This is a genomic window from Paenibacillus terricola (assembly GCF_014779765.1).
GTDB classification, from domain to species: domain Bacteria; phylum Bacillota; class Bacilli; order Paenibacillales; family Paenibacillaceae; genus Paenibacillus_T; species Paenibacillus_T terricola.
Window position 1 is genome coordinate 404,162 of the sequence record NZ_JACXZA010000006.1, and the last position, 26,238, is coordinate 430,399.

General features: G+C 50.7%; 17 protein-coding genes. 3 read left to right on the top strand and 14 right to left on the bottom strand.

Features of this window, described 5'->3' with window-relative positions:
• Window positions 1–96: 96 nt before the first annotated feature.
• Window positions 97–231: a YjcZ family sporulation protein gene (locus H8B09_RS30720; protein ID WP_224753915.1), complete on the top strand. Its 135-nt coding sequence runs from the start codon at window positions 97–99 to the stop codon at window positions 229–231.
• A gap of 137 nt (window positions 232–368) precedes the next feature.
• Here the strand turns inward: H8B09_RS30720 and H8B09_RS23590 are convergent, their stop codons facing one another.
• Window positions 369–1,442: a Gfo/Idh/MocA family protein gene (locus H8B09_RS23590; protein WP_191206028.1), complete on the bottom strand. Its 1,074-nt coding sequence runs from the start codon at window positions 1,440–1,442 to the stop codon at window positions 369–371.
• 37 nt (window positions 1,443–1,479) lie between these two features.
• A complete protein-coding gene (locus H8B09_RS23595; protein ID WP_191206029.1) occupies window positions 1,480–2,640 on the bottom strand; it encodes a Gfo/Idh/MocA family protein in 1,161 nt (386 codons plus the stop codon).
• Between the two features lie 193 nt (window positions 2,641–2,833).
• Here H8B09_RS23595 and H8B09_RS23600 point away from each other — a divergent pair, with 193 nt between their 5' ends.
• Complete coding sequence (locus H8B09_RS23600) at window positions 2,834–3,703, top strand: AraC family transcriptional regulator (RefSeq protein WP_191206030.1); 870 nt, start codon at window positions 2,834–2,836, stop codon at window positions 3,701–3,703.
• A gap of 12 nt (window positions 3,704–3,715) precedes the next feature.
• Here the strand turns inward: H8B09_RS23600 and H8B09_RS23605 are convergent, their stop codons facing one another.
• The 9 genes from H8B09_RS23605 to H8B09_RS23645 all read right to left on the bottom strand — a co-directional run bounded on the left by H8B09_RS23605 (window position 3,716) and on the right by H8B09_RS23645 (window position 15,458).
• The gene (locus H8B09_RS23605; RefSeq protein ID WP_224753916.1) at window positions 3,716–4,234 is read right to left on the bottom strand and encodes a hypothetical protein; all 519 of its coding nucleotides are present in this window, start codon (window positions 4,232–4,234) and stop codon (window positions 3,716–3,718) included.
• Between the two features lie 41 nt (window positions 4,235–4,275).
• Entirely contained in the window at window positions 4,276–5,199 is a 924-nt protein-coding gene (locus tag H8B09_RS23610) for a carbohydrate ABC transporter permease (protein ID WP_191206032.1), read from the bottom strand.
• A 12-nt stretch (window positions 5,200–5,211) separates the two neighbouring features.
• The gene (locus tag H8B09_RS23615) at window positions 5,212–6,189 is read right to left on the bottom strand and encodes an ABC transporter permease (protein WP_224753917.1); all 978 of its coding nucleotides are present in this window, start codon (window positions 6,187–6,189) and stop codon (window positions 5,212–5,214) included.
• Window positions 6,190–6,275: 86 nt separating this feature from the next.
• Entirely contained in the window at window positions 6,276–7,961 is a 1,686-nt protein-coding gene (locus tag H8B09_RS23620) for a type 2 periplasmic-binding domain-containing protein (protein ID WP_191206033.1), read from the bottom strand.
• A 120-nt stretch (window positions 7,962–8,081) separates the two neighbouring features.
• Window positions 8,082–9,533 carry a response regulator transcription factor gene (locus tag H8B09_RS23625; protein WP_191206034.1) on the bottom strand — a complete coding sequence of 484 codons (1,452 nt, stop codon included), beginning with the start codon at window positions 9,531–9,533 and terminating at the stop codon, window positions 8,082–8,084.
• A gap of 15 nt (window positions 9,534–9,548) precedes the next feature.
• Complete coding sequence (locus tag H8B09_RS23630; protein ID WP_191206035.1) at window positions 9,549–11,297, bottom strand: cache domain-containing sensor histidine kinase; 1,749 nt, start codon at window positions 11,295–11,297, stop codon at window positions 9,549–9,551.
• Between the two features lie 110 nt (window positions 11,298–11,407).
• Window positions 11,408–13,489: a family 43 glycosylhydrolase gene (locus H8B09_RS23635; RefSeq protein WP_191206036.1), complete on the bottom strand. Its 2,082-nt coding sequence runs from the start codon at window positions 13,487–13,489 to the stop codon at window positions 11,408–11,410.
• A gap of 23 nt (window positions 13,490–13,512) precedes the next feature.
• The gene (locus H8B09_RS23640) at window positions 13,513–14,454 is read right to left on the bottom strand and encodes a glycoside hydrolase family 43 protein (RefSeq protein WP_191206037.1); all 942 of its coding nucleotides are present in this window, start codon (window positions 14,452–14,454) and stop codon (window positions 13,513–13,515) included.
• A gap of 71 nt (window positions 14,455–14,525) precedes the next feature.
• Window positions 14,526–15,458 (bottom strand): glycoside hydrolase family 43 protein, encoded by a 933-nt coding sequence (locus H8B09_RS23645; protein ID WP_191206038.1) that lies wholly within the window; start codon window positions 15,456–15,458, stop codon window positions 14,526–14,528.
• Between the two features lie 260 nt (window positions 15,459–15,718).
• Here H8B09_RS23645 and H8B09_RS23650 point away from each other — a divergent pair, with 260 nt between their 5' ends.
• Complete coding sequence (locus H8B09_RS23650) at window positions 15,719–17,620, top strand: family 43 glycosylhydrolase (RefSeq protein WP_191206039.1); 1,902 nt, start codon at window positions 15,719–15,721, stop codon at window positions 17,618–17,620.
• Between the two features lie 102 nt (window positions 17,621–17,722).
• Here H8B09_RS23650 and H8B09_RS23655 read toward each other — a convergent pair whose 3' ends face one another.
• From H8B09_RS23655 to H8B09_RS23665, 3 genes are all read right to left on the bottom strand, one after another.
• Window positions 17,723–19,627 (bottom strand): NosD domain-containing protein, encoded by a 1,905-nt coding sequence (locus H8B09_RS23655; protein ID WP_191206040.1) that lies wholly within the window; start codon window positions 19,625–19,627, stop codon window positions 17,723–17,725.
• A gap of 198 nt (window positions 19,628–19,825) precedes the next feature.
• Complete coding sequence (locus tag H8B09_RS23660) at window positions 19,826–20,761, bottom strand: helix-turn-helix domain-containing protein (protein WP_191206041.1); 936 nt, start codon at window positions 20,759–20,761, stop codon at window positions 19,826–19,828.
• A gap of 90 nt (window positions 20,762–20,851) precedes the next feature.
• Window positions 20,852–26,122 (bottom strand): rhamnogalacturonan lyase family protein, encoded by a 5,271-nt coding sequence (locus H8B09_RS23665; protein WP_191206042.1) that lies wholly within the window; start codon window positions 26,120–26,122, stop codon window positions 20,852–20,854.
• Between the last annotated feature and the right edge of the window lie 116 nt (window positions 26,123–26,238).

Genomic DNA, 26,238 nt, shown 5'->3' on the forward strand with positions numbered 1-26,238 from the left:
AATGATCCCTTCCATTCGCCCATTTTGTTCATGTGCCCGCTCCACGATCAGCATGAACTCATACAATGCTTCTGAAGCAAGAAAGGAGGAAGACAAATGGGATTTTTAGGTGGCGCAGGTGGCTATAGCTGTAGCTGTAGCTGCAGCTGTGCAGGTGGATTTTCTTCCATTGGTGTAATTCTTGTACTTTTCATACTGCTGGTTATTATTCTCCGTGCAGTTGTCTGCTAATTGATCGCACAACGCCCGGCTGCTAATGCAGTCCGGGCTTTTTTTAAGTGATAGATACAATACGCAAGTTTCCGTAACAAATAAGCCGGCCATCCTCTAGCGGATGCCCGGCTGTTGTGCTGCTTAGTGCTTTGCTCTTATTGAATCTTCACCGCATCCACCTGCGCCCGGAGGCACAACTCCGCCGCCAAGAACGCATGCTCCTGGGTCATCGCATTCTCCGTCCGATTGAGGCAGTCCAGAATAAGCTCCCCGAAGAACGGATAGCCGACTTGACCGCTGACATGGAAATGGAATTCGCCTTCTTGGTTCGCTAGATACACGTGATTGCCTGTGCGTTCTCTCCCGATATCGTTGTACTTACGCAGCTCAATATAGCCTTCCGTTCCAAGAATGAGCGTACGTCCGTCTCCCCATACGCTAAGCCCATCCGGTGTAAACCAGTCCACGCGGAAGTAACCCGTTGCGCCATTATCGCCAAGCAGCGTTGCGTCGCCGAAATCATCGAGCTCGGGGTACTGCGGGTTGTTGTAGTTGGCGATTTTGCTGTGCAGCACCTCTGCCTTCTTGCAACCTGCATAGAACAGAAACTGCTCGATCTGGTGACTGCCAATATCGCAAATAATGCCGCCATAACGTTCCTTCTGGAAGAACCAATCAGGCCGTACCGGCGCATTCAGTCGGTGAGGACCGAAACCCGTGACTTGGATAACACGTCCGATCGCACCCTGCTCAATAAGTTGGCCTGCGTAGACTGCCGACTCTACGTGCAGACGTTCACTATAGTACACCGCGTATTTCTTACCTGTCTCACGCACCTTGGCACGAGCGGATTCCAATTGTTCCAACGTCGTGAACGGCGCTTTATCTGTAAAATAGTCCTTGCCCGAGTCCATCACACGAAGTCCAAGCGCGCAGCGTTCGGACGTAATCGCCGCACCTGCTACGAGCTGCACTTCCGCATCCTGCAGCACTTCTTCCTCCGAGTCTGCGATTCGCACCTGCGGGTATTGCTTAGCGAACGCTTCCGCTCTCGCGCGATCTTGATCGTACACCCACTTGATCGTCGCACCCGCTTCCAGCAGTCCATTCACCATTCCATAGATGTGACCATGATCAAGCGCTACCGCTGCGATTACGAATTGTCCCGGCTCCACAACCGGATTGGGCTTGCCCTTCGGGGCATAATTCATTCCGTCGTTCGATGACATAGCAATCGTCCTCCCTGTTATCGGTTATCCGTATATTTTATTTGGTTTCCAGGCTCGTTCCGATCGTAATCTGCTGAGTGGCGAAATTCTCGACGTGTCCGCTTTTCTCATAGAAATGCGTAACATGCTGCTTCAGGCCTTCCGCCGTATAGAAAGGATCGTCCTTCGCCAGCGGAAGCTGTACAAGCTCGCCAGTCGAAGCAGACTTGTAGATGCTCGTAATTAATTCCAGTGTACTGCGCCCGCTCACCCCGTCAATCAGGACAGGCCCGCCCGTCTCGATTGCGCGCAGCACGTTGTCGATTTGAGCCGCATGGCCCTTATAAGCGAGATCCGGCAGTTCGTTATACAGCTGGGTAATCTGCTGCTCCAGCTCTTCGTCCTTCTTCGGGAATCCATTCTGCATGGAGCTGGATGCGGTTAGCTTCCAAGGAGCCGAAACCCGAGCCTTCTGACCTTGGAAAATCATTTGCTGCTCTTCGCCGTGATGAACAACCGAGCTCGTAATTTGGCCCAGCGCGCCATTCGGGAATTTGAGCATCGCAATCGACAAGTCTTCGACTTCCGCGTTATCATGCGCAACGTTGCTCATGAACGCTTGAACTTGCGTTGGCCGTCCCATCATCCATAGCAGCGCATCGATATGGTGAACCGCATGATTGAGCGTGCAGCCGCCGCCTTCCTTCTCCCAAGTGCCGCGCCACCACAGGTCATAGTAGCAGTGACCGCGCCACCAGAAGGAATCCACTTGAGCATGCAAAATGTTGCCCGCAAGCCCACTGTCCAGTACGCTCTTCAGCTTCATCAGCGGATTGGTGAACCGATTCTGCGCAACAACGGAGAGGATCTTCCCGTTCTTCACCGCTGCTTCAATCATCGCATCGCATTCTTCGAGCGACGCTGCCATCGGCTTCTCCACGAGAACATGGCTGCCCGCGTTCATGAAATCGATCGAGACCGGTGCGTGGAAGTAAGGCGGCATGCACACCGATACGATATCGATACCGTCTTCAAGCAGCTCCTTATAGTCCTTAACAACCTTCGCACTATCAAGGCCGAACTGCTGTTTCTTCTCTTCTGCTTTCTCCGTATAGAGATCGCATAGAGCAACAATCTGACACCGATCCTGGAACTGCAAGTAACTTTGAATATGAGCAGACGAGATTGCTCCTGCGCCGATGATCGCTATCTTCAACATGTTTCATGTCCCCTCCATTGCGCTGCTAGTTATACATTGATAATAGCCCGATCCGGCAGTTGATAGTGATCTTCCATAGCGGAGAAAATAACGCTCTGTTGCGGTTTTTCCTTGTACCGATGTAAGCGTTTCGATATAGTGAGAATAGATCCTGATAGAGTGAACGATTGGCTGACAGAGGGAGGACAAGTGGATGTCGCTGCTTGCACATGGCCTGATACATACGCCATTGCATTTTGCCTATAAACGCAAGAGTGTCAATTACGAGCATAAGGAAACGTTCCATTCCCACCTCGGCATCGAAATTCTGTACATTCATCAGGGCCGCGGGACGATGATCGTTAATAATAACAGCTATGCCATTAAGCCGGGGATGCTGTGTATTTTTCAGCCCTACCAGCTTCATCACCTTCAGTTGGAGTACGATGACAATCAATGTTTTGAACGCTCGCTCGCGATATTCGAACCAACGATGTTTGATGCGCATTTTGAACCATGGCCAGCTCTTCACGCGTTCTACAACTATATCAATGTGGGCAAACTGCCCTATCCATGCCTCTATGAACTCGATGACACGGGCATGCTGGATCAACTGTTCCGCAACATGCACGAGCTAATCCCGACGCTGTCAGAGTCCGACAAACGCGAGGAAATCTCGTTATTTCTCGTCGGTCTCTTCCGTGCGATCAAGCAGGCGTGGGGTAAACAGAGCGAACAGCCGACTGCCGATCACGGCCGCCGTCGCAACTATCAGGTGGAGCATATTCTTAGCTGGATCGAGGCGAATTACAAGCAGCCGTTCCGGCTCGATGATATGGCTGGAGCGCTGCATCTATCCTCTTATCACCTGTCACATTTGTTCAAAGAAGCGACAGGCGTCAGCATCACGGAGTATCTCATCACTCGACGGATTCACCAAGCCGTCCTGCTGCTCACCACGACGAATAAGCCAATCTCCTGGATCGCCGAAGAGATTGGCTTAACGAATAACTCTTATTTCTGCAAGCTGTTCAAAACGCACATGGGCATCACGCCGCATCAGTATCGGAAGAAGTGGGCGTGACCTATCCCCAATTTAATAGAAAATCGCAGGAATATACTCGACCTTCTCCGAGATCGGCTTCTCGACTCCCTGTCGGAGCAAGTAGAGCCGTTTATTAGCTTCAGCCAGAGGTCCCGTGACCTCCACGTACTCACGGTTACAGACATCAACAAGACCGATGTTGTAATTCTCGCCGTCGAAACGACCGAGGTAAGGCTGGTCATTCAGCTGAAAATGATGGACGCCCAAGCAGTACGGCAGCGCCGCTGCTTGTTCCATGTAATGGCGTACAGCCTTGCCGCGGTTCTCTTGGTCTCTCGCCCCTCGAATACCAGTGGCTGGCAGCCCTCGATCTATGGAACCGAAGTGGAACTCCCCAACCATAACCGGCATGCGCACATTGGCGTACACCTCTTCCACCGCAGCATTGCATTCTTTCTCATAACAGTTGATGGAGAAAATATCAAAGTACTCGCTTCCGCTATACAGTTCAGGACTTGAGATATAGGCATAGCGGATTCCCAGATTCAAATGATGCGGATCGGGATGCATTCTTCTAATCTATCATTGAAGTACGCCTGTTTCTAAAACCCCTACCCCTTAACCGACCCCAGCAGTACCCCTTTCACGAAGAACCGCTGTGCGAAAGGATACATGATGATCATCGGCAGAGAAGCGATAACCATTGCAGCCAATTCAACCGTGCGGGCGGTTACCGAACCAACGCCGCCTGTTTGATTGACGAGGCTCTGAACCGCCAGGTTGACGCCGTTGGCGGATCCCATCATGTTCTCGACCGCACGGTTCGATTGGATGAGCCGAAGAATGACGTATTGCAGCGTCTGCAAATCAGGCGACTGCGTAAAGTACAGCGTTGCGCCGTAATCGTTCCAGATGCCGACCGCCGTGAAGACGGACAATGCCGCAAGCACCGGCTTGGACAGCGGCGTGATGATCTGGAAGAAAATGCGAAACTCGCTCGCACCATCCATTTTGGCCGATTCGAACAACGCTTCTGGAATGCTCTTGAAGTTCGCATTGAAGATAATGACGTTCCAGAAGCCGCCGAACAGCGAAGGCAGAATATAGACCCAGAACGTATCGTAGATACCAAGCCAGGTCATCAGCATGTATGACGGGATCAAGCCCCCGCTGAAATACATGCTGATGAAGCCGATCGTTGCATAGAACCCTTTGCGTTTCAAATAAGGTCGAGAGAACGCGTACGCGAACATCGCAGTGTACAATGTAGAGAATAATGTGACGATGACCGTTCTTAAAGCTGTAATGCCCGCAGCCTTCAGAATGCCAGGATCATTCAGCACAGCCTTCCAGCTGGCAATCGTAAATTCGCGCGGCCATAGGAAGACAGGTGACCGAAGCAGGCCATCGCCCGTGTTTAATGAACTAATGACGGAGAACCAGAAGGGATACATGGTCATGATCATCAAGAGAATCATGAGCGCCATCGTCGTACCATTAAATACGCGCTCTCCGAAGTGTTTGCCTCCAACCATATAATCTCACTCCTAGAATAAACCCGATTTCGTTATTTTCTTCGACGTCCAGTTTGCACCGAATAACAAGAGCAACGCGAATACGGATTTCATCAGACCAATCGCCGTTGCCGAGGAGAACTGGAAGTTAAGTAGACCGGTCTGGTATACATACGTATCGATAACCTGACTCGCCGGAAGGTTCAGCGAATTTTGCAGGACATAGATCTGGGTAAAGTTGTTGTTCAACATGCCGCTCACCGCGAATATAACGAGTACCATCAGCGTTGGCAGGATGCCTGGAATCGTAATGTGCAGCATTCGCTTGAAGCGTCCCGCTCCATCGATCGAAGCTGCCTCATGCAGGCTCTGATCGACACCGGCCATCGCAGCCAAGTAGAGAATCGCGCCCCAGCCGATATCCTTCAGCAGTCCCGTTCCGATGGCTACGCCCCAGAAGTAGCTAGGATCCGCAAGGAATTGTATCGGAGAGTCAATGAGATTGAGCTGCTGCAGCACATAGTTGACGATACCGTCAGAGTTGAGCAATGTAATGAACAGTCCGCCGAATATAACCCACGACAGGAAGTGCGGGAGATACGTAATCGTCTGAACGAAAGACTTGAATCTCGCATTCTGAATCTCATTGAGCAGCAAGGCAAACATGAGCGTACAAGGAATGCTGACGGCCGCGCCGATCAGGTTAATGCCGAGCGTGTTGCGCACCATTGGCCAGAATTGGAAGTTATCGAACACCCGCTTGAAGTGCGTGAAGTTGTTCCAATCCGCCGTGAAGATTCCCTTGACCCCCATGACAGGATCAAAGTTCTTGAATGCCATAATCAGCCCGAACAGCGGGGTGAAATCAAATAGAAATATGAACAAAACTGCTGGCAGCAGCATTAATTTCAATTCCAATTGGGTGCGGAAATCGAACCCAAGCTTAAAAGACTTCAGCTTCTTGGGAGCTTTCTGTTTCTCTGCACTCACCTTGTCTGCGGTCATCGCCATTACGGCTCCCTCCATTCCAGGAAGCAGTAGCAGCAGCAAGCTGTAACCCGGCCTGCCGCTGCCTGCTCTTCGTCTGTCAAAGTGAATTAGGAATTGATACCTTTCACTTCAATACCGTATTCCTTGTTCTTCTCTTGCACGTACTTGTTCTTCTCCGCGTCCACTTTCTCGAGACCGAGCTTCTTGAGCTGCGCGACCATATCTTCATACAGCGAATTGAATTCCTCATCGCTCTTCGACATGATGATTTTAGCGATTTGCGCTTCTTTGTAGGCTTTAACCTGCGTTTCAATGTTTGAGTTCTCGCTGTCTGCAGCGAAATAGTCGGCCGGTAGGTTCAGTGAGTTATTAACATACTTCTGAGTGGCTGGGTCCTTGCCATAGGCAGATTGCGCTTGAACAGCAATTACAGCAGCTTTATCAGTTTCCATAGTTGGAGGTTGTTGAATCGAATAAGAGAATGTTGTGTGGGCAAATGGCCAGAATGCCCCGACACCAGTGTTCATATAATCTGTCGCGTTCTTCAACCCCTCTTCTGTTTTGACGAGCAGCCCCTTGTCGTCAAAGGTATAATCTCTACCCTCGAAGCCGTATGAACTCAACAGCATACCTTCTTTACTTGACATAAAGCTAATCCATTTTGCCAGCTTTTCTGGATACCTTGTATCTTTAGAAATAAACGTCTTCATCCAGCCACCACCGGCGAGAGTTGATTTTTCCATAGTAGGCTTCTTCCCGCTATCGGATAAAATCGGTCCCGAGGATGTCCAGTAGTCATAATTGTTAAAGGACGTATTCGCCGTATTACCGATGAACGTAAATACACGTCCTGAAGCGATATCCGCCTTCACTGCCGCGTTATCGACCGTCATTTGTCCTGGTTCGAAATAACCGCCCTTCATAGACTTATAGAGGAAGCCCAGCGCATCTTTTGTCTCTGGAGCGAGCAGCAAATCACGATAGTTGCCGTCCTTATCCACTCTCATTGCACCGAAAGTATATTGCAAGAACGGCAGCGTCGCGTCCTGATAACTTTTGCCGTCAACAAGCAGAGGGATGACTGGTGCTCCATTGACCTTCAAGCCCTTAGCCTTCTCATATGCTTGCAGCAACCCTTGCTCGGTTTTGATATCGTCCAAGGTCATGCCTATTTCCTTAAGAATATTGGAGTTGACCAGAATTCCACCATTGGAGGCATAGTCCACTGTATCAATATAGAATTGGCCAGATGGCGGATAAACTTTGCGAGCGTCATCTGAACTAATATGACTCGGGAAAGCATAGAACCCACCATCACGCTTCTCGATAACCTCTTTGACGTCGGCAGGGAAATCTGTGAGGAGATGAGATTCTGGATCGTATTTCTTCAGAAACTCTTCGAGTTCCCACACCTTGCCCGACTGAATCAGTTTCTTGACCATAACGTCGTTCGTAATCGTCAGTACGTCCGGGAAATCCTTGTTGGACAACAGCATCAGGTTGAGCTTCGTATCCCCGTCTTGCGCTGGAATGTTGAACTCGAATGTAAGGCCCGTCTTCGCTGTAATAGCTCCCTGAACCGAGTTCGGATCCGTATTCCATTTCGCTGGTGGATTCCAGAAATCGACGGACGAGAACCATACTGCCTTGTCCGTTTGTCCGCTAGTCGTTGAATCCGAAGGCTTTGTCGAATCAGAAGCGCTTTCATTACTGTTACCTGAACCTCCGCAAGCAGTCAATGCCATCGTCAGCGCCAGTGTAACGCCAAGTGCAAACCTTCTCTTTCTCTTCATCTGTATTAACCCTCCTCGAATGAGTGCCTTGTTACACTTCAAATTGTAAACGCTCTATCGAGTCGTCCATATGGCCTCGTTTCACTGTTTTGGTGTTCTGTTCACGGATATCGGACGGGCCTACAATTTCCGATATTTGCTCGGCGTGATCCCGTAATGCTTCTTGAACAGCTTGTTGAAATGAAAATAATCCTTATACCCGATCCGCTGTACGATTTCTTGTACGGATAAACTCGAATCTGCAAGCAGACTGCGCGCCAGATTCAAACGCTTCTCCGCAATATAGTCGGTATACGTGCTTCCCGTCTCCCGCTTGATCAAGGAGCTCACATAGCCAAGACTGATCTTGAATTGGCGTGCGATATCGCTTAATAGAATATCCTGCGTGAAGCTCTCGTCGATGTAATCCAAGATTCGCTTCGTCAAGCCGCTCGGAATGCCGGAATCGCTGTCGGTCGCATTGACCAGCGCATCCTGCAGACTTGTGAATAATTGATCGGAGTTATGGTACAGACGTACCAGGCTATCATAGGATAACGGCTCAAGCACCGCTTCTGTTGAACGGCCGCCGTATTTGTATTGCAGGGCTACAATTTGGTTATAGATGACGGCCACTTGATCGACGCTTATTTTGTTTTCTTTGCAGCCATCACCAAATTTGGCGATATAGGAAGCCATCTCTTCCTGATCCCGCTCTTTAATGGCAACCTCCAGATGGAGAATATCTTTGCGCAGGTCGAAGGACATCTCCATTGGCTTATATCTGGCAATCCGTTCATCTTCATAGAACTGTGCGCTGTACATGGCCATGTCCGCTTCCTGATATAGACGGGATAGCAGCGTATCCGGATCTCCCAGCCCGCTAATGCCAATGCTGTGTGCATCGGCCAGATTGCTGGAGATGTACGTGAGAAAATCAAGCGGATGCTTCTCTTCGTCATACATGAGAAGGATGGACAGCTTGTTCTGTCCGGTGCGGAACCGAATTTCTTGCAGCGTGTCGAAGGAGGCTTCTTCGATTCCCAGCCTCGTATTCGGCAATTCAGGGAACATGCAGTTCAGAAACCGATAATGAGGGTATTGCGTTGATAACCCTCTGTGCTCTAGGAACTTACCCACCGTCATTCGATTGTCCGGCTCCAGCAGATCGAATAAATCTTCCAAGAACATATCGAGCTCCCGCGAGGCTTGTCCACTGGATTGAAGATGATCAATCAACCGCTGCACAGTCTCTTCCAGCTGGTCTTTCTCGATTTGCTTCAGCAAATATTCGAATGCACCGTAGCGAATCGCCTGCTGCGCATATACGAAATCGGCGTAGCCGCTAATCAGAATCACTTTGGTCGGCAGCCCGTTATCGTGAATTCGCTCCAGCAGCTTGATGCCGTCCAGACCCGGCATGCGAATATCCGAGACGACTAAATCCGGACGCTCCCCCTCGATCATCTCCCAAGCGTGTATTCCGTTATAAGCCTCGCCGATAATCTGGAATCCGAATGCATTCCAGTCAATTAAGTTGGCAATGCCGAAGGCGATCCAAGGCTCATCATCTACAATTAGTACGCTGTACATCTCGTCATCCCCCTCTTATCGCGTCATGCTGCCTTCTTCACTTATTTGAATGTGCTTAGGAAAATCTAACGTAACGGTTGTTCCGCTGCCTGGACTGCTCACAATCGTGATCGTCGCTTCTTCCCCGTAGAACAGCTTCAATCTTCGGTAACTGTTCGCAAGACCGATGCCGTGGCCCGACATTGCGGAACGATATCCTGCTTCGTCCTCGCTTCGGAATGAATCCGTCAGTTTGCGAAGAACCGGTTCCTCCATCCCAACCCCGTTGTCGGATACGATCGCTCGTATTCGATCATCGCCGAGCCTACGCAAACTGACATTCGCTTCTCCAGGTTCCAGTTTCGGTTCCAGCCCGTGGAATACCGCATTCTCAACGAGCGGCTGCAGCAGCAGCTTGACGGTCTGGACCTCCAGAAGCTCTTCTTCCGCATCCAAACGGATGCCGATCTTGCCTCTGAATCGAAAATCGATAATGCGTCCATACTCATTCAGATGCGCGAGCTCTTCCCTGATCGTAACGAAATTATCGCCTTTCACCGAGTAGCGGAACAGCCGCGACAAGGAAGCAGTAATCTCGGCGATGTCGTTCGCCCGATGATACAGCGACAACGCTCGAATGCTCTCCAGCGTGTTATATAGAAAATGCGGATTGATCTGATTGCGATACGCAGCAATCTCGAGCTGTTTGCGATCAAGCTCTGCCTCATACATACGGCGCTGGGCGCTCTGCACTTCATCGCTCAATTGCTCGATCGAATCAAGCATATGGTTCAAGCTGGTACCAAGGACGCCGATCTCGTTACGATAAACACTGCTAAACCGTGTTTGTCCGCCACTTCTTGCATACGTGTTGACGAATTCGTTCATCGCTCGGACCGGCCGCAGCAGCTGCGAATAGAATAGCAGCAGGAACAGCAGGAAGATCAGGAAGATCACGGCATAAGAAATGATATTCATCTGCTTAATCCAGTTCATGTCGCTGAACAATTCGGAACGCATAATATCACTAACGATGACCCATCCGTTCGTAGAAATCGTCGTTCGCAGCACGATATGGTTCTTGTCGGTCACATGCTTCTCCGCTTCAGACAACGTCTGGGTATTCACTCCATCGGAGCCGGTAATAATTTTGTTCTCGGAATCGGTCAAGAACAGCTGAGAATGCTCCGTCAGCTTCGACTTGCTTAGAATGGCCGAGAAATTATTGACATCCATGAAGAACACGCACATCCCGCGATAATCCTTCAACTGCAGGTTATTCTGCAGATTATAGACGGGAACCGCGATCGTATAATACGTATCTCCTGTCTGCCCGGGAGTGCCGAGCTTATATTCGATCTCATCGACGGTCCGCTTCTCCACAGGAGAGAATGGCTTGCCCACACTAGCTGTAAGCGCACCTTCCTTGTCGTACAGCTGGATGCCCATCATATTTTCTTTGAGCGCCAGCGTGCTTGTGAATTCAGCAACAATCTCCGGATTCATCAATATCTTCGTCAGTGGATCCTCCGTGCTCAGATAATCTTGAAGGATCGGGCTGTAGAGAAGGGAGTAAGAGATGCCGTCCATATCCGCGAAGAAACTGTTCAGCGTTTCCTCGACCTGCAGGACGATTTTGTTCGCCGAACCCGACACCTTCTTCTCTACCGTACGCTGCGCGACTGCGTTGGACACCGTGAACGATACGAGCACGACAATCAACGTGAACACAATCAGGTACAGCAACTTCTTGATCAAGCTGATGTTGTTGAGTAAGTTCCGCATAATTTCCTCCGATAAGGACAGTATTTCCTTATAATAGCCGACGAACTTGAAGCTGCACGCTATTGAAAAAAGCACATTGGAATCAAATACATTGATCCAATGTGCACCTGTTACTGGACTTTAATTGTTAAGGTTATCGTCTCAAGCTCCGGCAGCAAATCTTCTTCATCCCGCATATCTAGAATGGGCGAGCCGTCGAAACGCCAATGCAGCGGCCGAATGCTGGCATTGCGGCGTCCACCATCAATGCCGCATGCGTGATAAACGTTGTACCAATCCCCATGCTCATCTTGCACGAACATGTTATGACCCGGTCCATACTGTCCTGGCAAGCTCAGGGAATGCATGAGCGGATAATTCGATTTGCGCCAAGCATTCGGCTCAAGCGGATCCCCTTCGGCAATTAATTCCAGTATGCCCACCGTATAGTTCGGACCTACATTCGATCCGGAGAAAACCATGAATAGACGGTCATCCCGCTTCAATATATAAGCGCCTTCCGATACGCCGGAAGCCGCTCCGCCGTTACGGTCCCAGCCATACTCGTTGCGACAGATGCGAACCGGGTCACTGGTCAGCCGCCAAGGCTCGTCCGGATGAATCGTTGCAATGTATAGCGACGCTAATTCCCGATCATCCCCGAACCATACGGGCTGCGACCAGCATACATACGATTGGCCCTTATGCTCGAAATAAGTCATGTCCAGCGAAATGCTGTGCTCACGATCAGCCAGGTCCGCAATAAATTTGCCGTGACGGTTCAACACACGCCTTGGCGTATCCCAGTGAGCTGGATTCATCGGATCAGTGCCCGTAAGCTCTACTACGTGTGCCTGTACGCCGCGCCAATCATTATTGACGCTGATCGCCAAGAAACAGTAAAGCTTGCCGTTGATGACATGCAGCTCCGGTGCCCAATGCTGCCCGTGCCGTTCGCCACTTGGTAAGTTCCCATCCCATAACAGCGTTTCTGCTGCTCGACCGTCCTCTAGTCCCTCAAGCGTCTCCGCAGACCGGATATAGATTCTCCGCTGGCCATCGTCATCCGTCGCAATGAAGTAGTAACGACCTTGGTACAGCAGTACGAACGGATCCGGCCTCGTTCTCATCATTGGGTAAGGGAAATTCGTTCGTACTACTCGAGCATTAAGTTTATATTCGCCTGGCTTGGACAAATCCAGCGCAGCAAGCTCATCTTCGCTGACCGTCATTCGCTTATAGCTTATGCTACCGTCCGAGTAATGAGCGGCCGCTCGGATCGAGTCGATCGGAGGGGATGTCGTTCCCTGCCTGATCATGATCGTCGGCGCCTGAACCGATACATTGCGAACACGCCCCAGCTTCTTATACAAATATTCCGCTTCAGAAGTCGTTAATGCCAGCAGCTGTGCCATATTGGCATCGCTTATGGATACATCTGCTTGCGTTATAGGGAACTCGTGCCCTTCCTTAGCAGGAGCGAAATGAATAAAGTCCTCTGTTGTGACCCAATACGTGCGCCCGCCTTGCTCGCTCCAACCAATTCGATAAGCCTGAACTGCTGCGTCCCGTTCACAGCTGAAGTCCTCGATCTCGGCGTCCGTTAGTTTAATCATGCCCTTCTCTTCGTAATGAACAAGATCCTCCGTCTCGAAGTACAGCAGTTCACCGGCGTGGAGTGCCTCCCCCGCGTAATTCAACGGTTTCGCCAGAACGCCGAACCCTTGCGGATGTCGCCGGAATAGTCTTGGCTCTGTCAGGAGTCTCGTTTCTCCTGCTGTCGATGCGCTGTAGTCCGCCTTCGGGAACAGCACGCCATAGCCGCTGTTCAACGGTTCGAATTCATTATCTCTTGTGTTTAATGCCAGATGAAGACTGCTTGCGACGAACCGGCTGTATACATTGGGGTTGCTGTCCGGCTGGCGGGTATAACCCGCCAGCCATACATGGTCCGCGCCTATGACACGAACGGCGAAGTTATACTGTTCGTTGGAAGTCGATGCCGTTAATAGAAACTCCGCGCTCATTTCATAGCTTGGTGCAAGAAGGATGGCATCGTCGTTCAGCATACCTGACAATGATACTTGCCAAGTGACAGCTTCACCTCGAATGACGGAAGGGAGTATTGTGCCTGGCGTTAGGTAATATGGCACCTGCCATTCTTCTCCGTCAGAGGGATCGTTACTTAATGTTCGTTGATACGAATCCAACATCGTTATGTCCGCCTTACGCATGCTTAACCCCACTTCTCCAGCATGGCCTCATATTCGCTCTTCGTAATCGGCAGGACGGAGCCATGCCGCTTCTTCAAGCTGTCGAACGAATATTCATCGCGATCCGGCTTGCGCCAGCTCTGCCCTGTCGTATCTCCGATATCGGTCGTGATGATCGGCAGGTATCCTCCGCTGGTTGCGTATTGATCAACCAGAAGACCCCACTTCTCTTCTCTGTTAAATTTGAAGAACTGCGGTCCTTCTACATCTTTTCCCGTCAGCCCGAGACCAAGAGAATCAAGCGTCGCGATGATCTCCCATTCGCCGAGAAGGCGGTCGGCTGCCTCGATCGTAATCTCGCCGTCGCCGGATGCACGGTAATATTTGCTGCCCGCCTTAATAATAGTCGTATCGATAATGGTGCGGCGTTCGCCCCGCGTAATGTATTGTTCTGCTGGCGTGAACGTACGGAAGTCAGTCGTTTTGCTGCAATAGATATGCAGTCCGCGGCCATCGCCATCCTGTGCATCGCGGCTGGATGCCCAGAAGACGAGATAATCGCCTGCTTCCTCGTCGTAGATCGCCTCTGGCGCCCAAGCGCAGCCCGCTTCCGCAGGTGCGATTTCAACCATACGCGGCTCAGACCAATTGATCAGATCGCTGGATTCCCAGATGATGAGCGACCGGCTGCCCGTCGTTGTTGCTTCCGCATTGCCCCATCCGCCGCGGCGATGGATGCAGAGGTCTGTCGCCACGATATAGAACCGGCTGCCATCTGCGCTCCGAAGTAAATAAGGATCTCTTATGCCTTGTTCACCCACAGAGGACAACAGAATCGGTTGTTTGTTGTTAAGATCCTGCCAATGCATGCCGTCACGGCTGAGCGCCATATAAATTTGCTCGCCGTTCTCCTGCTCGCCGATGAAATGAACGAATACGTACCCGTATAAAGCGTCGTTATTCATATTAACCTCCGTATTTGCATGATAAGGTGACGATTCTACAGATTTATCTAGAATAATAGATACTTCCTCTACTACGCATAATGCTTAACGATACGGTCATACTCTTCATCCGTAATCGCCAGAACAGTGCCGTGCTTGAACCGATAAGGGAAGCTGAACTGCCCCTCGCTGCGGATAAAACGTCCGCTATTGAGATCGTCCGCAACGAATGGCACATAGCCTTGTCCATCTCCCTTGACGCCGAAGAAGTCCAGCATCAGGCACCATTGCCCATTGGCAAGTTTGAAGGCCGTAGGCCCTTCATAAGCGCTGCTGCCGAGCTTCGCCATCTCTTCGTCGAATGCTTCGATCCGCTCGTGTGTACCGGTCAACGTATTGCCGGCCTGCAGAATAATGCCGGCAGGGTCGCCCTCGCTCTTCAAGAAGCGGTAGAACGTTCCGTTCTCCTCATAGATAGCCGGATCAATAATGCCGCTGCCATCCTTCCTGCACAGCAGCTGCGGCCTGTCGAATCGAACGAAATCCTTCGTTCGCGTATAGAAAATCGCCTTGTGCCCGTAATTGTTCGAAGCATGGGCGGACGACCAGTGAATGACATAGTCGTCGCGGTCCCGGTCATACAGCACGTCCGGCGCCCACAGGCAGCCAAAGTCTTCGTCACCGAGCTCGACCATCCGCTGCTCCGACCAATTCACCAGATCACCCGACTCCCATAAGGACAAGCATCTGCTGCCTTTGCGCGAGATGTTCTCCCAGCTGCTCTCATATTTCGTATGGAAACCGTTCGCCAGACTAAGATCGGTAGCCAGAATATAGAATCGGCCGTCCCTCGTCCGCACAATCGTATGATCGCGAACGCCTTGATCGCCTTGCTTGCTCCACAGCACCGGCTGTCCGCCGTTCACTTGCTCCCAGTTAAATCCATCCTTGCTGACGCCAAAATAAACCTGTTCACCTTCCGGCGTCGTCTTCTCTCTGAAATGAACGAATAAATAAGCGCTCATCTGCTGTCCCCCTAATTTAGAAACGTTTAAACGAGTTTTATAACTTAGCATATAAGAAAGTAAACCGTTTTCATATGGTTGAGGTTTTGCATTTTGGTGTTTTGTTCGCTTATGCGCAATCGCTCGATTCAGCCAAGTTCATTTGTGTGAAATTTTATAGAAATTAGCATAAATCGCTAGTAGTCTAGCAGTTGAACTGCATGTATAACCAATTAGGAAGCATAGAGCTCAAGGATTCTGCAATGAAAAGCGAGGTTCGTATGATGAAAACAATTGGCGGAACCATACTGACGTATGTAAGTAAGGGAGACGGCGGCTACCTGACGCCTGCAGACTCCAGACGATCGGATGCGCTATACATCGCGGCCAAGCGCGCCGATGAACAAGACTTCACCATGCTGAACAAAGGCAAACCGATCCTGTATATCAAATGGACCGATTCGGTCGAGGATGCTCCTCATGCGCAAATGGGCTCTCCCTCCCTATTCCGCAAGCCTGACGGCACTTATGGCCTGATCGCATCGGAGAACAACGCAGGGAACGGCATCTATCTATGGGACTCAGAAGATCTGCTATTTTATCGCAATCAACGAAGGGTGGAGGTAAACGCGGATGGGGCGGCGGTCGAGCGTCCGACCATCGTCTATGACGAGACCGAAGCTTCCTATAAGCTCTATTGGACAAGCGGCGACGGCAGCGTCTCTTATGTTTCGACCTCCTGCGACGGGCTCCAATCCTTCCAGGCTCCCGTGAAGCAAGTCTATCCTGCGAAGGCCTTGAGCGGTTCTCTTCCGGATAACGCCGTCGCAAGTGAGAGTGCCGAATTCGAAGTGACCGAGCAGGAACTGGAGCGCGTAATCCGCAAGTATGCGCCTATTACGAATAAGGGCATCGAACCGATCGAAGCTTTGACGCTTCAAGCGGGAGACAAGCTCCCTGCCCTGCAAGACCGTGTTCGGTTAACCTACAGCGATGGTTCCAGCAAGCAATTGCGGATCGAATGGGACGCAGAAGATATTCAAAGCATGGATACGACGAAACGAGGGGCCTATGAGGTCAAAGGACGTGTCGTCCAATCCATGTTCGACTATCCCTACATTCCGGAGAGAGCAGATCCGTTCATCATGTACAATCATGATGATGGCTATTATTACGCCACAGGCTCTTATTACCCGGAGTCGGATCCGGCTGCTTGGACAGAGAAAGAGATGGGCAAAGTCGACTATGACCGCGTCACGCTGCGGCGGGCAAGAACGCTTGCGGAGCTGCGAAATGCCGAGGAAAGCGATGTTTGGGTGCCGCGGGGCGAGGACGGCTTCGTCCCATTCTTATGGGCGCCGGAGGTTCATAAGATCAATGGCAAGTGGTACATTCTTGTCGGGGCAAGACAAGCGACAAGCGGTAGAAGTTGGTGCAGTACGATGGTGCTGGTCGAGTATATCGGATCGCACGATGAGATGCTCCAAGGCGGCATGCTGAAGCAGTACAATTGGAAGCCGAGAGCGATCGAGCAATCGCCATGCAGCTTCGATATGACCTTTGCCGAGATCAATGGCGTCGGTTACTACATCTGGCCGAACCATGCACGCATCCATATCCAACAAGTCGACCCAACCGACCCAGCCAAGCTCATAGGACAAGCGGTGCAAATCAAGAGCATCGAATGGCCGTTTGAATATGGCAAGCATAATGTCCATTTAACCGATCAAGGCATTGTTGAGGGGGCCGCTGTTCTGCAGTATAACGGCAAGATTTACTTGAGCTATGCAGGAGCTACCGTGGACAAATACTATTGCACGGCGATCATGATTGCTGATGCGGGAGCGGATGTCATGGACCCTGCCAGTTGGTCGCATCCGTCCTTTGCGGCACTGAGTACGGAGGACGTGGCGAATACGGATGGCATTGCGCCGCACTGCGGCCCTGGTCATAACTCCTTCTCCATTGACGAGGCAGGCAATCCAATCAATATTTATCACGCAAGGCCCGTTCCAGAACCCCACACAGGACCTGGAGCCGGGGGGTTGCATGACCCATGTCGTCATACGATGGTCAGCCCGGCACATGTCGCCTATGATGGCACCTTGATTCTGAATATGACGGCCGAGGAAGAGCTATCTCCCGCTTATCGCAATATCGTTCTAACCGTTAATGTCGTTTAAAGCAGACTCTTAAAACTAATAAGCTGAGCCAATTACGGCATCAGCTTATTTGTGTTTCATTATATTCCGTAGTTACCCTATAACTAACGGCTCTCTACCAAACTACCAAATTCTAATGTAGTTTTTACCCCTCTTCAAATGAGCGATCGGTCCAAGTACACTGCGCTCGGTCCTTCGTTCACCTAGCAAGTCGGTGTCCAAGATTACTTCGCTGCCATCTGGGTTCTCAAACTCGGCATCCACAATGCGCACCCGCGGCAGTGTCGTTGTTGAATGGATCTCGCCGGCAATATGCTCGAAGCTTTCGGGCAATTCTATGGCAAGAAACCCTACTTCTCCTTGATCGATAATGCTGAAGCGAGGATCGTAGCCTCTCTCAATCATATTTTCCGTTTCTCTTTCGAACGGATCCGCACCGTTGAAATAGGCGTTGTTGCGAATATAAACCGGTTGTTTAACCCGTTCGAATTCCTCTACGTCGCCATGTATCTCATGCACTTGCTCCATATATTCCTCTAACGATGTGGTGTAGTCGTTGAAGTGGTAGGTCCCCACCTCTTCTCCAATAAAGATGTTGTTGTAGAATCGATCATCTCCACCATATGTCAGCGCAAAACCGGCAACTTGCGTGCTATGCGGCAGGTGATATTGTGTGGAACGATTCATTACCCTGCGACGGCTCATCTTGCCTCCGATCAAATTGTTAATGTACGCACCGCCCTGGGCCACATTTTCCAGCGCATATTCAGAGTTCAAGATATTATGGTCCACCATATAAGGACCGTGACTTACTTCCAAGAACAAATCCCGATGGTTCTGATATAGGATGTTCTTGCTGATTCTCGTCCCTTGAATCTGCCAATCCAGCCAGATGCCAAGCGTACAATCATGAATTCGGTTATGGTGGATTTGGGTATCGATCGGCGCATGAAGCTTAATGCCGGCAATTTCATGACCCCAGAATTCACGCTTGACCGCAATGTTGTATATGTGATTATGGTGAACTTCGCTAAAAATGCAACCCAAGTGACCGACAATCGCATTCTGCCCGCAATCGTAAATCGTATTATTACGGATGATATGAGAACCGATTGTATCCTTGCTCCAACCTTGACGCTCTGCGGTAAAGACCGATTCGAGCTGATATTGATATCCCGGCTTATCTCGACGGACCGAACGATAGTTATGACCTGTGGAGGCTTCTTTACCGATGCTGATTGCGCTGCATTTGGCATCATGAATAATGTTGTTCTCAATAATCCAGCCTTTGCTCCAATTCGGACCGATCAGACCGGGCTGATCAGCAGTCGGCGGCGCCCACGGTGTTGCTGCATGTGCCATCTCGAACCCGCTAACGGTAATATAGTCGATTCCTGTCTCAACCGGATAGAAGCAAGAACGACGAACATTGATTTCGACAAGCTCTTGATTCGGATCTACACCTTGGAAATTTGCGTAGATCGTCGTATGATTCTCATTCACCTCTGCATACCAAACATAAGTCGTCTGCCGAGGATTGTGTTGTGGGATCGTTCTTTGTGTCCATAAGTCCTTAACTTCCGTTCTTGCTACTGGATTATGTAAGAGATCAAACCGACTTACTTCATAGAAGGACATATCGTTCAGGTAGACGTCGCCCAGATGTTTCTTCTCGTCAATCGTAACAAGCCAATCGCCGAATACTTCTTCTGCATATGGATTGTAATCGCCGAATAATGTGTTCGGCACGACTACTTTCCACACGTGACCTTCAACGGGCTGCCAATCCCGAATGCGCTCAGAGCCCTTGATGACTACCTTCTCGCCTTCTGCTGCTCGATAGGTAATTCTTCTCTTGTCACTTAGTCCTTTGTATTTGGGCTTAACCCATTCACGATAAACGCCCTCATGAACGATAACCGTGTCCCCAGCCACAGCAACAGATGCCGCTTTGTTGATAGTGAGGAATGGATCCTGTTTCGTTCCCCGTCCTTGATCGGAGCCTTTCTTCGCTACATAATATTCCATCTTGATATATCCTCCTAAGGTTCAACTTGCTTGCACCTAATAATAAAATTTAATAATTAAGCACAATGCCATCTTCATTCCTTCAGCTCAGTTGCGATAGACCGTAAGAACTATATAAGTCTATGATGACAACAATCCTTAACATAGGTTTGTATTTTTTTATTTTTGTGTTTTATTTGATTGTTTCCATTGTTTCCCTCACTTGCGAGCAGAGAGGTTGTGCCCTGTGGAATCGTGTAGAGAATGGTTGCATTCGTTCTCATTCGTACCTGGAATACGTGCTGCCCTTTGTCTTTTACGATATTGCATGGGAGAGGAACCTTTATATCGACTGAAGCAATTGGAGAAGTACGGCGCATACTTGAAGCCCACGCGCTCAGCAACCTCAGCCACCGATAATTCCGTATTGGACAGCAGGTGCATCGCTTGCTCAAGTCGATATTGAATCAAATATTCCAAAGGCGTGCAACCGTAGACTTCCTTCATGCATCGAACGATATAATTCGAATGAAAATGCAAGGCCTCTGCCAGCACTTCGTTCGTCAGTTCCTGCTCATAGCACCGACGCAAATAGCTCTCGGTCAGCTCCGCAAGCCTTCTTACCGATGTCAAAGTGCAGTGCTGATCCTTCTGCTCCTCATCAAGCAAATGAAGCAGTTCCATGAACCGCTGCTGCCCTCTCCAATATTCAGAAGGTCCTTCTTCTGCTGTAAGCCCCATCTTACGTTTGAGAAGCCGTTCGATTCTGGCGCAATGCTGTAGCGCCCCATATTGCGAAATGATTAGAGGGTACACAGTAGTAGACGCGAGCCGATCAGGAGGCGAACACGCTAAATTATCATCTTCCCTATACGGCCCTAGATAATCGAATCGGACTTCATAGAAGATTGTCTCATTATGACAGGAGGCAGTTGAAATGTAATGGCGGTCGGGAAGCAGCAGAATAGACTGTCCCTTCTCCACTTGCCACAGACTCTTCCCTTCTCCAATAGACAATGCTCCTCGAATGACAAACAACCAACCGTAGACTCCGGTGCAGTTCTGCTCTGCATACTGCTCACCTTCTCTATAATGCGTACGTTTGACCGATATGAAATTCGGCGTCGGCGGCAGATCCAGGATAATGCGTTTCATTACCATCCTCCTTGCATAAATTAACGAAAGGAGGCTGAGCGACCTCCTTTCGTGATCCTACCTGCTAGATTAGTATTGTTCTGCTAGCATCTATGGCGTGTTCAAAATGCCCAATGCCACAATAACAAGATCATCCAGATCAATGACATTGTCATGGTCGAGATCATATTTGCTATACTTCGCGCCCCACTGCGGATCGGCGGAAGTTAAACCATATGCCGCCGCGACAATGCCGAGGTCACCAATGGAGTATTCGCCATCTTCGTTCGTGTCGCCAGGCTGCGCGACAATGACAGTTGCTGCGAATGCATGTATAGCCGCTGTCAGTTCTTCTACCGCTTTCTCGACTTGCGCAGCTGTAGCCAGCTCGTCCTCTGCAACGACAGATGCTTGGGCTATTGCGGCGCCGAACCGATCTTTCGACTGCTGCGAATATTGACCTGGCTTGGTACCTACGATCCCCAAGTCGAATTGCTCTTGCGCGCTTGCAAGCAGCGAGATAAGCGCTGTTTTGTCCGCTGTAGACTGAATGACTACGCCTGTCGACGCGGCAGCAACCGACTTTTCCACTCCTTCACCAGTGGCTGTTCGGTTCGTGATTGCGATCACAGTGGAAACCGACTCGTCCAGTACTTTCGCCTTCCAATTCATCTTGAAGAGCGTCGTATCTGCGTCAATGGCATTGGTTTCACCTTCGGAAATCGCAATAATATGGATACGGCCAGGCGCAGCATCAGTGCTTATCAGTTGGAATCCCTCCACTAGTGATTCCGCTCCAAGGAATTCGATCGCCGCCGAATCATAGGTTACGATTATATCCTGTGCGAGAATGCTTTCATTAACATTATGAATTTTATAATTAGTTGTAAATTCGGAGCCTCCAACAACGCTCGCAGGATTACCGGAAATCGAAGCATACAACTCGTCGTCGCCATATACATGAATCGTAACGCTGTGGGTTGTCGACAATCCCGCCTTGTTCACTGCCGTTGCTGTCAGCGTGTAATCACCTCTCAAGCCTGTAAGAGGCATTTCCTGACCATTCTTAACAGGCCAGCCGTCGAAAGTGATAACCAGCGATTCAATGTCCGATTCCGAATCGGTCGCCGTCACCTCGATTGCGAGTACATCGCTCTCCTTCAGTTGCTGATCGGCTAGTCCGCTTAGCAGCGGCGCTGTTGTGTCTTCTTCAGCAACAGGTCCGCCTACGATGTTGAGGAGCGGAGCCGGAGGTTCTTCCATGCCCGTTCCCAAGTAAAAACTCGTATGCGGCGGCTGGTTATAAGCAACGTTCTGCCAAGCTACGCCCAGTCGATAGATCGGATCATGCATCAGCGTTCGAAGACGCGTATCGGTTAGATCGGTCGTCGTATAGATTCGTAGCTCGGTGCTGTCGACGCTGCGCCAGATCGCTTCCTCGCGCCAGTCACCGAACAAGTCTGCCTGCAATCCCGGATTGCCCTTCGTTCCGTTATTGGACTGGGTACCTTGCGCCGTCACTAGATTGACCGTCGTTTCGGTTATTGGATCCCATTTGTCAATCGTGCCCGTTCCATTGCTGGCCACATGGTTGAGAAGCTCACGGCTCAGGTCTCCATCCCACCAGATCGCGAAGTTAGTAGATGAAGGAGCATTCGTCGTAATAAGTTCACCTCTTGCGCTATACAGTCCCGTAACCGACTTATTACTTCCGTCCACGATGGTGGAAGCCCACACCTCCTCGCCCAGATAGTTCGGGTCGACGTCAGCCGACAATCCTCGACCTGTATCAATGCCTGTCTTAACGCCAAAGATGGTTTCGCCAGTTTCAGCATCACGGAATTCCAAGCCATACGGTACCGCATTATTCTCATGCACATCTAACACCTCAAGGCCTGGACGGCTTGGATCAAGATCGCCCAAATGCATCGCATCGCCATGGCCGAGTCGTGTGTTGTAGAGCGGCGTTCCATCGTCGTCGATCGCCATTGCGCCGAACGTGATCTCGTCCTTGCCATCGCCGTCGACATCGCCGACGGATAGGTTGTGGTTGCCTTGGCCTTCGTACGCTTTGCCGATGTCCTCGTTATTCGTATCGAAAACCCAACGTTTCACCAGTCCGCCTTCCTTGAAGTCATAGGAGGCGATTACCGTTCTTGTATAGTAACCGCGGCTGAAAACCAAGCTCGGATGCTCGCCGTCCAAATAAGCGACAGCCGCAAGGAATCGGTCGACCCGATTGCCATATGCATCCCCCCATGCGGCTACATTGCCTCGGGGCGGGTCATAATTAACGGTCGAAACGGCCTTGCCCGTAACCCCTTCAAAAACAGTCAAGTATTCATTGCCTTCCAGTATAAATCCGGCTTCATTACGATAATCGGCATTCGGATCTCCAATAACAACACCGGTGCCATCCACTGTACCGTCAGCCGTTTTAAAGGCCACCTCCGATTTACCATCTCCATCAAAGTCGTAAACCAGGAATTGGGTGTAGTGGGCGCCTGCACGAATGTTTACACCAAGATCAATCCTCCACATCCGCGTCCCGTCCAGCTTATAAGCATCGATATAAGCTTTGCCCGTGTAACCGAATTGAGAGTTGTCATAAGGGTGACCATCCCACTTGACTATTAGCTCATAAGTACCGTCACCATCTAGATCACCAACGCTTGTATCCGTCGCATAGTAAGAGAATTGCTCTCCGTTAGGCAGAAGGTCATCGGCGGGCTTCTGCAGCGGTACAGACAAATAATTCCGATTCCATACGCTCGCTTCCTTGCCAGCCATCGCTTCCGTCCCGTCGGCTGCTACGGTTTTCAATTCGTACACCGACGTTTCAATGCCGTCTGCGTCCAACAGGTTGGTCGCTCCTGTTATCGGCTCCGCATTGACTTTCTCGCCGTCACGATAGAGGTTAAAGGCAATATCGGAAGGGTCATTGCCGAGCATCTTCCAGCCTACGTAAATACCCGCATCCGTCTTGACCGCCACAAGGGCGCGATCCAGAAACTCTGCTTGACGGTACAATACGGTCACCGCAGGAGTAGCCAGCGTCTCGGTCTGCGCAGATATGCCGCCTTCATTGACTGCCGCAACTTTGTAATAATAGGGAATCGTGGTCAGTACCGCCGTATCGGTATAGCTTGCATCGCTCGTCTTGCCGATTATCTCGAACGTGCCGTTTGCTTTATCTGCACGGTAAACGTAATAGATGAGCGCATTTGCGCTTACGTCCCAAGCAATGGACAAATCGTTCTTGTTCACCTTGCCAGTCCGAAGATGAAGCGGCGCGTCGGGAATTGCGGCGTTCGAATCGGCCACCGTTACTGTTATCGGCCCTGCCGCTCTCGATTCAGCACTCGCTGCATCGACGGCAGAAACCTGATACCGATAGGAGAAGCCCAGTTCCACCTGTTCATCCGCATATTCAGTTGTCGTCGAGCTTCCAAGCAGAACGAATTTACTCGATCCCACGCTCTGACGGTATACGTTATACTTGCTCGCATTCTTGGCACCTGTCCATGAAAGCGAAACAGAAGGATGATCCGGGTCCGCATGGATCGCGTCGGCCTTCAGATCCTGAGGTGCGCGAAGCTTGGCATCTTCATCTGATATGACTTTAATTTCGTCAGCGTTCAGGGCACGGTCGTAAACGCGGAAGGTCGATACCGCTCCTTCGAATAACGGATCATTGAATGGCGCGCGTCCGATCGTGTTCCGCGACTGATCCGCTAATTGCGCGAGCGACAGGTCGCTGTCCTGGTTTTCTCCTGTTTTGACCCCATCTACATAGAAGGAGATCTTCTTCGCATCCGCATCAATGACGGACGTAAGGCTGTACCAACGATTCCCCGAAAGAGACATGGCAGAGGCTGCGGTTTTCTCCGTACCGCTGTACTTGATGGTCGTGCGAGGGTCACGCGCATTCGCGAACCAATACGTATTGGTTCCCGTATTGCCGATGCTCCATAGGAAGTGGTACTTGCTGATCATCGCTGCGCTCGGCTTGACTTCTATGCTGACCGTAGCCGACGTCTTGCCGCTAAGCAGATCGTTCGGAAGGGACACCCACGTTCCCGTCGGGCTGCTCACGGAACTCCCCTCGCCCGAGAAAACAAGGGATTGGTCCTCCCACTTGGCTGTTGAAGGATTCTGCACGATTGCATTGCCGATGTAATCGACGCCCGTCTCTCTGGGCGCTGTATTGACGATGGTTCTTCCGTCCAAAGGGGCGTCGATGAACGAATAGTTTGCGATCAAGCCGTCCTGAGGAACATTCGTTGCCGTCGGAACTTCCGGCAATACAGGAAGCACCTTGACCGTTATGTCCTTCGATAGAGTGATACCGCGTATCGACATCGTGGCGGTCAACGTACCGATCGCAGGCTCGCTGCCTTCCATCGGCTGAATGGCAGTAGCGGTTATGCCGTTGGCTGCGATCGTCACTAACGGTGTGTTCGAAGTCCACGTCACGGTATCGTTATAGCTCGGAAGGTCTGCGGGCGAGTATCCGATTACCAGGTCTGAAACCTTCGCGATGGCTTCTTGCAACCTCTGTTCGAAGACGTCCGCGTGCAAATTAGAGTCCGCATCGGATATCGTTTTGACCTCGTTCGCGTCCAGCGCGCGGTCGTATACGCGGAAGGTCGATACCGCCCCTTCGAACATCGGATCATTATATGGAGCGCGTCCGATCGTATTCCGTGATTGATCCGTTAACTGCGCAAGCGACATGCTGCTGTCTGTCGCTTCGCCAACCTTTACGCCGTCGACATAATATTTAATTGAATTCGTATCCGCATCGATGACGGACGTGATGTTGTACCACCGATTAGCCGTAAGCGGCGTAACGGATGATGCCGTCTTCTCCGTGCCGCCGTACTTGAAAGACGTACGAGGCGCCAGCGTGTTCGCGAACCAGTAGTTCGCAGTTTCGGTATTGCCGATGCTCCACATGAAATGGTTCTTCGTAATGATTGCCGCGCTTGGCTTGACCTCAATGCTGACTGTCGCGGAGGTTTTGCCGCTTAGAATATCGTTAGGCAAAGACACCCACGTTCCCATCGGGTTGCTTACGGAAGTACCTGCTCCAGAGAACACAAGCGCATTGTCTGTCCACATGGCTGTCGATTCATTCTGCACGACTGCATCTCCGACCGCCTCGGCGTCTGCCGAGTTGTTCGCAATGGTCTTGCCGTCCTGCGGCGCCTCTGCGAACGAGTAATCCGCAATCAAGCCATTGGTTGGAATCGCTGATTCGTTTGAAGCATAGACCATGCTTCCCGCACCTGCCGAGATGCTGCCTGCAACGACGGAGACCGACAATAAGACGGACATTAGTTTCTTGCCCCGGAAAATTCCGCTTGTTCGTTGTGTCACTTCTTGTACCTCCTGATCAAAATGGATTTGGGAGTATGAAATTCATGTACGATGTGCCAACAAACGAGTTCCCTCAATATCTCTACCTTATTCCTCCCTTTGCTAATGCTTTATGC